This is a genomic window from Streptomyces sp. PL-25, assembly GCF_058344915.1.
This window is the reverse complement of record NZ_CP136997.1, coordinates 6,721,386-6,733,969: the sequence shown is the minus strand read 5'-3', so window position 1 is coordinate 6,733,969 and position 12,584 is coordinate 6,721,386. Positions and strand designations below refer to the sequence as shown.

General features: G+C 68.4%; 4 protein-coding genes and 2 pseudogenes. 5 read left to right on the top strand and 1 reads right to left on the bottom strand.

What is annotated here, in order from left to right; translation table 11 throughout:
- Positions 1–65: 65 nt before the first annotated feature.
- The 5 genes and pseudogenes from R4Z62_RS29955 (at position 66) to R4Z62_RS29935 (ending at position 4,071) form a co-directional block, all read left to right on the top strand.
- Entirely contained in the window at positions 66–773 is a 708-nt protein-coding gene (locus tag R4Z62_RS29955; protein WP_079159163.1) for an FtsK/SpoIIIE domain-containing protein, read from the top strand.
- Entirely contained in the window at positions 718–1,146 is a 429-nt protein-coding gene (locus R4Z62_RS29950) for a hypothetical protein (protein WP_491521424.1), read from the top strand. The genes R4Z62_RS29955 and R4Z62_RS29950 overlap by 56 nt, the downstream gene beginning before the upstream one ends.
- Positions 1,147–1,279: 133 nt before the next feature.
- Positions 1,280–2,628: pseudogene (locus R4Z62_RS29945) on the top strand (replication initiator).
- Positions 2,621–2,800: pseudogene (locus tag R4Z62_RS29940) on the top strand (helix-turn-helix domain-containing protein); the annotation flags it as partial. The pseudogenes R4Z62_RS29945 and R4Z62_RS29940, both read left to right, overlap by 8 nt.
- A gap of 2 nt (positions 2,801–2,802) precedes the next feature.
- The gene (locus R4Z62_RS29935; protein WP_491521423.1) at positions 2,803–4,071 is read left to right on the top strand and encodes a tyrosine-type recombinase/integrase; all 1,269 of its coding nucleotides are present in this window, start codon (positions 2,803–2,805) and stop codon (positions 4,069–4,071) included.
- A gap of 531 nt (positions 4,072–4,602) precedes the next feature.
- On the opposite strand, the gene R4Z62_RS29930 is transcribed toward R4Z62_RS29935, so the two are convergent.
- On the bottom strand, positions 4,603–12,312 hold the full coding sequence (locus R4Z62_RS29930; RefSeq protein ID WP_491521945.1) for a ricin-type beta-trefoil lectin domain protein: 7,710 nt from the start codon (positions 12,310–12,312) through the stop codon (positions 4,603–4,605).
- Positions 12,313–12,584 lie beyond the last annotated feature (272 nt).

Below are 12,584 nucleotides of genomic sequence, written 5' to 3'. Positions count from 1 at the left end.
AACTCTCGCGCCGTATCCAAATCCGGTGACCACGACGTGAATACGCTCTCCGTGTCATCACCTGAGTGCGCAACAGGGTCGCTGTGTCCACCGCGGGGCTCGGCGATTCCTGCTTTCGCCTCATCGAGCTTCCAGTGATTATTGGTGACTCCCCGGTAAAGGTAGTCTCCATCGGTTTCCCCAAGCTCCGTAGCTCGGGCGAAAACATCCGGATCAGCCAGCCCAAGCCCGGAGTGATCGTCGCCCGGGGGTTCCGGTGTGAGCCACTGGAGGCGGTGATCCGCTCACCGCTCCTCGTGCCGGACGGCTTCCCGGTGTGCCGACCGGGGCAGTTCGTCTCCACCGATGACGTGCTGCTCCGCTGGGACGAAGACGACACCCCCGTCGTGCTCAACCTCGCCTACTCCGCTCACGCCCTCGTCGCCGGCCTCACCCGCTCCGGCAAGTCGATCACCGTCAACACCCTGCTCGCCTACGCCTCCCTGATGCGGGACGTGCGCCTGATCGTGATCGACCCCAACCCCGTTGCCGTCGCGCCCTGGTGGCGCACCGCCTACAAGGTCTCCGACGCGATCCACCCCGACGAGCCGACCGAGATCCTGCGCTGGGTCCGCGAGGAGATGCAGCGCCGCGAGCGGTTGTTCTGGTCCGGACGCACCGACCGCATCACCGACTTCAGCCCCCGAGCTGCCGCTGCTGCTCGTGGTGATCGATGGGGTGGCGAACTACGCCCGCCACCCCGACCGCAAAGCCCGCGAATGCTTCGAGGTTGAACTGCTCGCCATCGCCAGCCAGGGCGCCAAGCTCGGCATCCGGCTGTGGCTGCTCACCCAGAAACCCTCCGCCGACGTCCTCACCACCGCCGTACGAACCAACCTGTCCGCCCGGATCTGCCACCGCGTCGACACCATCGAAGACTTCCTGCACCTCTTCCCCGACGGCCGGGACCTGGACATCACCGCCGCCGACCGCACCCTGCCCAAAGGCGTCTCCATCGCCTCCGGCGGCGACATGCGCACCCCCGTCCGACTGCGCTCGGTCTACCTGCCCACCGAAGCCTGCTGGCAGATCAACGACCTCATGTGCGCCGAAGGGCTCAACGTCCGCGACCTGCCCGACCGCGTCAACCTGGACAAGGCCGCGTGACCGCCGCCTCCCGGTCCCGCTTCGCAATGATCCCCGGCAAGGGCGTGTAGTCGCCAAACCCCCGCCCCTGCCGGGGCCTCCCTCCTGTCCATCCACGGCACACGTGTGCCGCAGCGCAGAGAGAGTCGCCAGGATGCCACCGCCCACCCCGACCACCGCAATCCCCCGCCGCGAACCGGCCGCACCCACGCTGCCCACGTTCACCGGGTACCGCGACCTGCTCGGCCTGGTACGGCAGCTGTCCTCGCTCGGCGGCTGCGCCCAGCCGATCCGGCTCGAAGGCCAGCGCACCGAGATCGACGCCTTCACCGGCGAGATCCTGCGCGAATTGAAGTCCAAGGAACTGCCCGCCGGGCACCTCCTGGTCCGCTGCGGCAACCGCCGCACCACCCGCTGCCCCTCCTGCGCCGAGCTCTACCGACAGGACACCTACCACCTCATCGCCGCCGGCCTGCACGGCGGCAAGAACATCCCCGAACAAGTCGCCACCCACCCCCGCGTCTTCGCCACCCTCGCCGCACCCTCGTACGGACCAGTCCACGAGGGACGCGTGGGTGGCTCCGCCCGCTGCCGCTGCGGACGCACCCACACCAAGAGTGACCCGCTCCTCGGCGCCCCACTCGACCCCGAGCGGTATGACTACACCGGCGCGGTGCTGTGCAACGCCCACGCCCCGACCCTGTGGGCCCGCTTCATGCTCCACCTGCGCCGCACCATCGCCGCCGCAGAGCCGGACTTCCGCAGCGCCTGCTGCACAAGGTCGTCCGGGTCTCGTACGCCAAGGTCGCCGAGTACCAGCAGCGCGGACTGATCCACTTCCACGCCGTCATCCGCCTCGACGGCCCTGCAGGCTCCTACACCCCGCCACCCGCCTGGGCCGCGCCCGAACTCCTCGCCAACGCCATCCGGCTCGCGGCCACCCGCACCCACATCGACGGGCCGAAGATCAACGCCCGCACCCACTCCTTCGCCTTCGGCAAGCAAATCGACACAAGGATCATCCAGTCCACCGCCTTCCAGGCCGGAGCCACGATCACCGAGGGCAAGGTCGCCGGATACGTCGCCCAGTACGCCACCAAAGGCACCGAAGCCGCGACCGGCACCCTCGACCACCGGCTCAAGAGGATCACGGAACTCTGGTTCCAGTCCGTACCCGAGCACGCCGCCCGCATGATCCGCACCGCCTGGACCCTCGGCGCCCGCGACGACCTCAGGCACCTGGACCTGCGCAAGTGGGCCCACATGCTCGGTTTCCGCGGCCACTTCTCCACCAAAACCCGCGCCTACTCCACCACCCTCAGCGCGCTCCGGGCCGCCCGCGCCGCCTGGCACTGCCGCCACACCCCTCCGCCCTCACCAACCACCCTCGTCCTCGCCCACTGGGCCTACGACGGCACCGGCCTCACCCACGACCTCGAACGCCTCGCCGCACTCATCCACGCCGGCCCGACACCCGAACAGGGAGTAACAGCCGGTGCGTGACGACGAACTCCTCACCGTCCCCGAGGCCATGGCCCGCCTCAAGATCGGCCGCTCCGCCCTCTACGACCTCCTGCGCACCCGCCGCCTCGCCTCCCTGACCATCGGCCGCGCCCGTCGCATCCCCGCCCGCGCCCTCGCTGACTACGTCCAGCGCCACCTGGAAGAAGCCGCCCGATGGCCGCCCCCAAGCGCAAGAAGGCCCGCGCCAACGGCGAAGGCACCATCTACCAGCGCAAGGACGGCCGCTGGGAAGCCGCCGGCTACGTCCTCGCCTCCAACGGCACCCGCAAACGTGTCCGCGTCTACGGCACCACCCGCAAGAATGCGGCCGATAAGCTCGCAGAGAAGATCGCCGACAGCAACCGCGGCTTCCCCGTCGCCACCGCCGACAGCACCCTCGGCGACTACCTCACCTACTGGCTCGGCAGCGTCGCCGTCCACCGGCTCCGCGAGAACACCCACACCCGATACGCCACCTGCGTCCGCCTCCACCTCATCCCCGGCCTCGGCACCAAGAAGATCGCGCGCCTCACGGCCAAGGACGTACGCACCTTCCTCGACCGGCTCCGCACCACCTGCCAGTGCTGCACCCAGGGGCTGGACACCGAACGGAAGCAGTGCTGTGCGGTCGGCGAGTGCTGCCGGAAGCGGCTGTCCGCTTTGACCGTGGCCTACGTGCACTCGGTGCTCAAGTCGGCACTGGAACACGCCGTCCGCGAAGACGAGCTGCCCCGCAACGTCGCCCGCAACGTCAAGACCACCACGTACCAGCCCACGCGCTTCCGTCCACTCACCGCGGCAGAGGCCCGTCAGTTCCTCAACGCGGCCCGCGCCGACCGGCTCCACGCGCTGTATGAACTCGCACTACGAACCGGACTCCGCAAAGGCGAACTCCTCGGCCTCCGTTGGGAAGACCTCGACCTCACCACCGGAACAGCCAGCATCCGGCGCTCACTCCAGCGCACACGCACCGGCGGCCTCACCCATCTCCCCACCAAGACCCGGGCGTCCGAACGCCGTATCGCGCTCCCGACCGAATGCCTTCACTCCCTCAAGGAACACAAGGAACGGCAGGACACAGAGCGCGAGACCGCAGGGCCAGACTGGAGAGACAACGGCCTCGTCTTCACCACGCCCACAGGGCGGCCTCTCGACCCGGCCAACCTCACCCGCCGCTTCCGCACCTTCCTCGACCGGGCCGGACTCCGCCCCATCCGCTTCCACGACCTCCGACACTCGACCGCCACCCTGCTCCTGGAACAGGGAGTCGACCTCATCGTGATCAAAGAACTCCTCGGCCACGCCCACATCGGCGTCACCGCCGGCGTCTACGCCCACGTCCGACTCCGCCTCCAGCGCCAAGCCATCGACACCCTCGGCAACGCCCTCGGGTCGACTGACGACGGACCTGAAGACCCACCCACCACAGCCGTCGTCCGCTGACGTTGCCGTCAGCGTTGCCGTCAAGCCCCCTCCCAGACCACTGCTGCCCCCACCGGATTCTCCGGTGGGGGCAGCAGTGTAATTCCTCGGACATCCCTACGGGGAATCATCCCAGCAAGGCATCTCAAACCTCGACCAGCACACCTCCGCGCGAGAAGTCGAGAGATTTAATGCCGATTTCTTCGATCCCTCTCGGATTGGATTCCCACGGCCGGAACCCAACAATCGGACGCGGAGATCCACCTCCCCAAGAATCCCAAGAATTGAAGTAGATCGAGGCTCTGACTATTGGCCCATAAGGACCAACAGCCACGGGCTCCCCAATCGATTGCTGGATGGCACCCAGCACTTGTCCCACCTGGCCAGCATCGACCCTCTCCTGAGTGCTCCAACAGCCGAGCCAGGACACCGGCGGCAGTGATTCAGGGGACCGCAGGCATACCCAGGTCCTTTCGGGAAGCTCACTATCCCCACGCAGCACGTACGCCGTGAAGTGTACGGACGACTCCAGTCGGACAGCCCATGCCTCCACTAGTTCCCCCCAATCATCATTTCGATGAGCGTATCCGGGTGCATCCGCCCGTCCAGAACGCGGTTCCTTATCTCCTCGGTTCTGTTATTCCCGTCAGCGATATGCAGCCGAGATCCGGGAAGATTTATATCATCCCCAGGAGCGAAATCCCTGAACCCGGTAATAGGTTCGCTTCCATTCGGCCCGCCGAATCGGATCAGGTCGTCATTACTCAGCGACGTCACACCGCCATGCCCTGCATCGACGCTGCCATACATCTGCTCGCGAGTCGCGGGGTTCCCCTGAATGCGGTCCAACATCTCACTCGCCTTTGCATAAAAGCGCGTCGGCCTCTCATGGATCGGCAGGTCCGAGAGAGCGGAATTGCAGTTGTGAACCAGGACCGACGCGGCCCCCGCCAGCACATAGTACGTGTGCAGGTCCGACACCGTCATGTTGTGGACGGTGGTCTGCGCGACCGTCCAGCGGGTGACGGCCGTGATCTGGACGTGCGTGCCCGAGCTGGTGCGGAGCCATTCGCCCGGCTGGAGGTCGGTGGCCTTGACCCAGGTGTTCAGGGCGGGGACCCAGAAGGGGTGGCCGTCGGTCGCGGTGACCTGGGCCGTCTTCGTGCCCTTCGGGCCGTCGGTGTCGATCGTGACCTTGACCAGGTGCTTGAGGCCCTGGCCACGGATCTCGGCCGTGACCGTCTCGACGCGGGTCTCGCCCGTCTTCGGGTCGGTCGCGACGACCTTGTCGCCGGCCTTGACCTTCTCGATCGGCTTGGTGGAGCCGTCGGCCATCAGGACCCTGGTGCCAGGGGCGAAGCTGTTGCACGTCGCGCCCTCACCGCTGCCGCCCTCGCCGGCCTTGCCCGAGCCGCCGCTGCCGCTGCTTCCGCCCTTGCTCTTGGCGGATCCGCCGGAGTGGCCACCGGGTTTGGAGCCGCCTCCCCCGGACTTGCCGCCACCACGGGTGTGGGACGACACCTTCGGGGCCGCCTTGGCCTGGGCCGCCTTGTGCCGGGGGTTGCCCGTCTTCTTGGCGGCTTCCAGTGCCTTGTCGGCGGTTCTCTTGGCTGCCTCGGCCGCTCTCTTCTTGGCTCGTTGCGCCGCCAGCTTCTTGGCTCGCTCGATGGCGAGTTTCTTCGCTCTCAGCGCCGCGGCCTCGGCGGCCTTCGCCGCCTTCAGCACCAGCTCGGCCGCCTTCTTGGCCGCCTTGAAGGACTCGACCGCCTTGATGGTGCGCTTGACGGCCTTGATGACGGACGGGATCTTGCCCAGCTTGGTCCACGGGATGGCGTCGACCGCGATGCTGATGCAGGACCACATGCTGCCGCCGAAGCAGGCGATGGCGTCGTTGATGCCGATGAAGTCCTTCAGCGTCTCCCACGCCACGGCCAGGATCACCGAGGTCAGGGACTTGCCCTGCATGGCCTGGGCCTGGGCGACCTGGGCCGCGGACAGACCCGCGCCCGCGAGGGCGGCGGCCCGCTCCGACGCGGTCAGCGAGATCGCCATACCCGTCGGGTCGGAGAACGTGACCGGGTTGTTGTGCGCGTAGGCGTAGCCGTTGGACTGCTGGACGTCGTTGAGGTCCACCACCGGGTCGGCGGACAGGAAGCGTCCGACCACCGGGTCGTACAGACGGGCGCCCAGCGGCTGGTAGCCGGAGGGATCGTCACGGGGCGCGCCCAGGAAGCCGCTGTGGCTCTGGAAGTTCACGCCGGCCGTGTCCGCGCCGCGCTGGTTGCCGAACGGGTCCTGCTTGCGGAAGCGCACCGGCATCCCGCTGCCGAGGTAGACCTCGGCGTACGAGCTGCCCTGGTGGTCGCTGGTGAGCGCGACCATGCGCTCGCCCGCGCCGCCGTTGGCGTACCGCATGACCGCGCCGCCGGGGGCGTCGTAGGTGCGCTGGGTCTGCACCATGACACCGCCCTGCTGGACGGTGACCTCGGACTCACCGAGGGTGAGGGTGGCCTGCTTGCCCCGGATGGTCAGCAGGCGTTCCCCGCTGGGCCCGTAGATGTAGCGGGTGTCGTTCTGCGGCAGCCACACCTGGGCCGCCTTGGTGCTGTCGCAGGTGGCCAGCACGATCGGGGTGGAGTCCGCCGAGTTCGCGTCCTGGACCGCCAGGCACAGGCCCGAGGCGATGTGCGTGAGCTGCCCGGAGGCGTTCCGCTTCAGCTCCTGCCCGGCCGAGCCGTCGCACTTCTGCAACTGGAGCGCCGACCCCGCCGTGCTGCCGGCCGGCTGCAGGCACCACTTGTCGTAGATGGTCAGCGTGCCCCGGTCACCGTCGGTCTGGGCCGCGCCCGGAGAGGGCACGAAGCGCCAGCTCTGGGCCGGTGAGGCGTTGCAGGTGTAGAGCTCGATCTTCCGGCCGGCCTCCGTGAGGCCGCCGTTCAGGTCCAGGCACTTGTCAGCGAGGCCCACGTACGGGGTCTTGCCGCCGCTGCCCGCGCCCTTGATCCGCTCGACCTTGCCGTCGTACGTCCAGGACAGCTCCTGCTTGTCGCCGTTCTCGACGGACGTGACGGACTTGGTCTCGCCGGTCAGCTCGTACAGGCGTTCCGCCTCGGCCTTGACCTGCGCGCCCTGGGGCGTGGTGTAGGTCTTGGACACCTTGGTCAGCGTGTGCGGCTGGGTGCCGTCGGCCTTGCCGTAGGCGTAGGTGGTCGTGGCGTCCTTGGCGGTGGCGCCGGTGAGGTCCTTCTCGGTCAGCTTGGTGCGGTTGCCGAGCAGGTCGTACTCGTACTCCTGCCAGTAGCCGGAGCCGTCCTTGCCCGCGGCGACGTTGAGCGTGCCGTCGCTGTTCTTCGGACCGGTGCAGGAGCTCTGGTCCTTGGAGGTCCAGGCTGTCTTCAGCTCGCCCAGCGGGTCGTAGACGAAGCACTGGCGCTCGTCGACGCCGGTGGCCGCCTCCTGGATGGAGGTGACGTTGCCCGACGGGTCGTAGGTGTACGACCGCTTGGAGACGAGGTTTCCGGAGACGAGGGTCTTGTCGTCGCTCTTCTCGCGGAAGACCTGCTGGTCCTTCAGCTCACCGCTGGACTCGTCGAAGGTGTTCTGCGTCCAGACCCGGTAGGGCTGGGCGCCGAGCGTGGAGCGCAGCACCTGGCCGTAGGGGTCGTAGACCGTCTCGGAGCCGTACCAGTCCTTGCCGGAGACGGAGAGGGGCTTGCCGTCCTTGTTGTAGCGGACGACGATCCTCTCCTGGTCCAGCTTGCCCACCTTCGGCAGCGTGGACTCCTCCAGCACACCGTTGTCGGCGTACTTGTAGGAGTACGTGTAGGACTCGTCCAGGCCCCAGGTGGCGGCCAGGGTGCTCGGCAGGCTCAGCGTGGTCGAGGTCGGCTGGTAGTCCTTGGTGTAGCCGTTGACCTGCTGGGTGTACGCCTGGCCGTCGGTGTAGCGGGTGGCGGTGTAGGGCATGCCCTTGCCGCCCGGCGCCAGGTCGTAGGTGAGGCTGGAGAGCAGGGTGCCGGACGCGCTGTCCAGGCGCTGCTCGGTCGGCCGCGACAGCTGGTCGTAGCCGTTCCACACGACGGTGCCGCGCGCGTTCTTCGTGGTGAGGACGCGGTCGTGGTTGTCGTACGTGGTCTTGGTGGCCCCGGCGTCCGGGTCGGTGGCCGTGTCGAGCCGGCCCCGGTGGTCGTAGGTCCACGTCCACGGGTGGGCGGCGTCGGCGGAGTTGGCCGCCTTCACCAGCTGCCCGCGGGGGTCGTACTGGTAGCGCATCGACGTGAAGCCGCCGGGCGCGTCGGCGTTGAAGGTGTCGACGCGCGAGGTGCGTCCGAGCGCGTCGGTGAAGACGCGGTAGTCGGAGGTGCCCTGCGGGTTGTCGACCTTCGACCAGTCCAGGCCGTACTCGTAGCGGGTGGCCCGCTCGGGGACCTCCTTGGACTGGGTCTCGCCGGTCAGCGGGTCCGCGACCTTGAGGACCGGGGTCTCCTGGAGCACCCGGCCCGAACCGTCGTAGGTGTAGCGGGTGATGTTCGGGACGGCGGTGTCGGCGAGCGGTGTGAACAGCTCGCCGGGCTTGGCGTCGTAGGTCAGATAGGCGTTGTTGGTCTGCCAGACCTCACCGGAGCTGTTGTACAGCGTGTCGGTGATCAGCCAGCCGCCGCCGTCGGCCTCCTCCTGCGTCTGCCGTTCGCGGCCGAGGCCGTCGTAGAGGGTGACGGAGGTCTCGACACGGTCGTTGTAGCCGCGCGAGTAGGTGGTGACGTAGGACGGCTTGCGGTCCTCGCCCTCCTTGTACTGCGGGACCGTGTAGACGGCGTGGAAGTCGGGCACGGCGCCGTCGGCGGGCGGCCGGTCCGCGGCCCAGGCGTTCTCGAGGCGGCCCAGCGGGTCGAACTCGGCCTGGGTGACGTGGTTGTTGGCGTCGATCGTCTTCGTCGTGGTGCCACGACCGGGCTCGATCTCACGGATCTCGGACTGGCCGAGGGCGTTGGTCTCGGTGACCTTGAAGACCTGGCCGCGGGCGGGCTCGTAGGTGATGAGACCGGCGGTCTTGTGGTCCTGGTCGGTGGTGCGGGTGACCCGGCCGATGTCGTCGAACTCGGACGTGCCGTCGGACTGCCAGCCCGTGCCCTCGCCGTTGACCGACCAGGTCTCGGACGCCTCGCCCTCGGTGGCGTCGGCGAGCGCGGCGCCGTACGCCTGCCCGTCGTACGCGGTGCGGGTGCCGCCGGACAGCGTCGACAGGTTCGTGAAGTCGGCCGCGGCGCAGGTCGTCGGGGAGATCAGGACCTGCTTGGTCAGGCCGATCAGGTTCTTCTTGGTGTTGTGGACGTACTCCGACTTCGTGCAGGACTCGTCGCCGGTCCTGCCGGTGTCGCCGAGGGACTCGACCTGGACGGGCAGGCCGTAGGCCGTCTCGTACGTCGTGTGGGTCTTGACGGTCCGCTCGGTGCGGGTGTCGTCACTGTTGGTGCCGGAGGACTTGGTGTAGGCGATCTCGTCCGGCTCGGTGACGCGCCAGGCGCGCAGCGGGTCCAGGCCGTCGTCGCGGTCGCGGTGGGCCAGTTCGGTGGCCTCCGGGACGGTGACGGAGCGGGAGACCCAGTCCGTGTCGGCGTCGGTGGCCTTGTCGTAGTCCAGTTCCTCCGCGATGCGGCCGGCGAACGCCTCGCGGTCCTTGGCGATCTCGGTGCCGGCGATGTCCTTCATGGACACGCTGTCGCCCATGCCGCGGAAGAAGCGGGTCACCGACTTGGACTGCTTGGAGCCGATCGAGGGATCCTCGGAGCCGGTGATCACCGTGGTCTGCTCGACGCCCGCGAACTGCGAGTACGTGCGGGTCGACTTCTTGGTGAACTCCTGCTCGGCGAGCTTCCAGCCCGGGTTCTTGTACGTGTACGACGTCTTGGTCGCGAACGCCCCGTCGACGTTGGGGAGTTCCTCGATGGAGTCGACGACGTACTTCTGGAACCAGTCGATGTCCTCGACCTCGGGGTCCGGGGACCAGAACGAGGGGTAGCACAGCCGGGTGTTCGTCTTGAGGGCGGCGGAGCCCTTGCCCGGCAGGCCGGTTCCGGTGGCGCAGTCGCCGGTGGGCTGCTTGTAGGTGACGACGGTCTCGCCGCCGTACTCGTTGATGACGCGTCCGATGCGCGGCCGGGAGAAGCCGGGCCGCGGATCGTTCTGCCCGCGCATCACCCGGTTCGGCATGTCGTCGACGGTGGGCTCGAAGCGCACCGCGTTCATCGCGACGCTCTTGTCGGTGCTGCCGCCCCGCGCGAAGCCGGTGCGCTGCACCGACTCCAGCCACAGCGCCGTGTTCGGGCCCGAGGTGAGGACGGGGAAGTTCTGGGTGAGCGTGAAGCGGTCCACGACCTGACGGGCCGTGGTGTCGGTACGGCGCTGCGCGGAGGTCTGGATCTGCGTCAGGCGCTTGCGGCTCCAGAAGGAGGGGCCGGCGTTCCAGCACTTCGTCTTGTAGGTCGAGGTGACCTTCCTGCAGTTCAGGTCGGCCGGGGTGTCGTACCAGATGCGGTACTTGCCCGGGTCCTTGTCCTCGAAGTTGGCGTCGGAGCAGGTCAGTCCGCCCTCGGGCAGGCAGCGCTCCTCGACGGTGAAGTTCACCCGGGCCGGCGCGGTGGCGGTGAAGAGGGTGTCCTTGCGCTGGCCGTAGTCGATGTGGTCGAGCCAGCCGTCGCGGTCGTAGACGACCGGCGCCTTGAAGTCGAAGTTGCGGGCGTAGTAGTTCTGGTCCTTCTTCCACCACAGGGACATGGCGTTGCCGTGGATGTCCTCGACGTAGTCGAGGTTCCAGCGCCAGCCCTGCGTGCAGGCGGAGTGGACCCAGTCGCCGGCCTTGTAGCAGTCCTCGCCCTCGTGGTTGCCGTAGACCGGCACGGTGAGCACCGAGTCGGTGGTCGGCTGGCCCGAGGTCCAGTTGGGCAGCTTGTTGAGACCGAAGTGGTAGCGGGTGCCGTCACGGGTGGTGACGACCCAGTACTCGCCCTTGTAGGCGCCGTTGCCGTTGCCCGCGTCGGTGAGGCGCTCGATCTTCGAGCCGTCGCCGTTGGCGGTGAACCACTCGTGCTTGTCCTTGTCCCAGACCAGCTCGGTGGTCATCCCGCCCAGCGACAGGGTCGCGTTGTCCGAGCCCCAGCACAGGTCGGCGGTGCGGTGCGTCTTGTTGTTGGACCCGGTCTTCTTCGAGTCCTCACGGCAGTTGGCGTACGTCCGGGTGATGGAGCCGGGGTTGTAGTCCCAGCCGTCACCGATCCAGGAGGCCTGGTTGTTCGTGGCCGAGGTGCGGCCGTCCACCGACTGGGAGGAGTAGCCCAGGGAGATCTTCGGCATCGGGCCGCCGGCGGTCTGCGGCACCTGCACGTCGTAGGAGTACGTGAACGCGCCCGAGGAGGAGCCGGCCGCCCAGGCGCCCGACGACAGCAGCGGGGACGCGGTGAAGTCGCCGCCCGCGGAGGCTCCCGTGTCCATCGCGCCGATGACCTGCGGACCCGAGGCGTCCACCGCCGGCAGCACATCGCCGTCGCGGTACGACGCGGTCCGGACCGAGGCGCCCGAGGCGCTCGTGCCGGTGGTGTCGTGCGCGAGCAGGGCCCCGACCGGCACGGAGCCGGTGAGGATCTGGTGCCGGGTGGCCTTCTTCGAGGCCTTGTACTTCGTCGGTGCCTTGGCGGCGGCGACGACCTTCACCGAGCTGCGCAGCCGCTCGGGCCGCTTCTCGGTCTTGCCCGACATGGTGGTCGTACCGCCGTCGGCGGCGCAGTCTCCGCTGTCGGGGCTGTCCATGACGCAGTTCGGCAGCAGGACCATGCCGAAGCGTGAGGCGGCCTGCGTGCCGTACAGGTCGGCGAAGCCGGCGGTGTCGACCGCGATCGAGACCTGCGCGGCCGGATCGGCGTCGGCCGGCGGCGTGACCTTCATGATCATGCCGGAGACGCCGGCGTCCTGCGAGGCGGACGGCGCGGCCAGGTCGACCTTCCAGTCGCCGTCGATGGCGGCCGGGTCGGCGCCCTCGGGCACGCCCACCGCGATCGGCAGGTCGTCGACCGGGACCGTGGTGCCCGGTGCGGTGTCGGCCGTCAGGGTGGCGACACCGCTGTCCTGGGACCACGGGGTGACCGCGCTCGGGGTGTAGGGCGTGACGGGGACCTCGGGCGCGGTGGTGAGGTTCTTCTCCGCTTCCTCGTCCGCGTCCAGCGCGGTGGGGACGGGCAGATCGGGGAGCTTGACCTCCTCCCGGCTCATGCCGGGGCCGGGTATCGCCCACGCCTCCGGGCCGAGACTGGTCACCAGCAAGGTCGTGGACAACAGAAGGACGGTCGCCGCGCGGCTTTGCCGGCGGCGCCGTCGTTGTGACTCCGTCGTCGCCGGGCGGAACCGCCTCAGCCACGACGGTGGACTTTGAGCGCGCATACGCGTCGACCCCACCAAGGCATACGAAGAAAAACGACAGATGACTCCGCACCCTCTGTCATGAGCGCCACACAATTCAAGATCGATCCTCGGAGGTTCCATCG

Coding starts and splice junctions, on each gene's coding strand:
- R4Z62_RS29935 (WP_491521423.1), top strand. CDS start 2,803: ATGGCCGCCCCCAAGCGCAAGAAGGCCCGCGCCAACGGCGAAGGCACC.
- R4Z62_RS29930 (WP_491521945.1), bottom strand. CDS start 12,312: ATGAGCCGGGAGGAGGTCAAGCTCCCCGATCTGCCCGTCCCCACCGCG.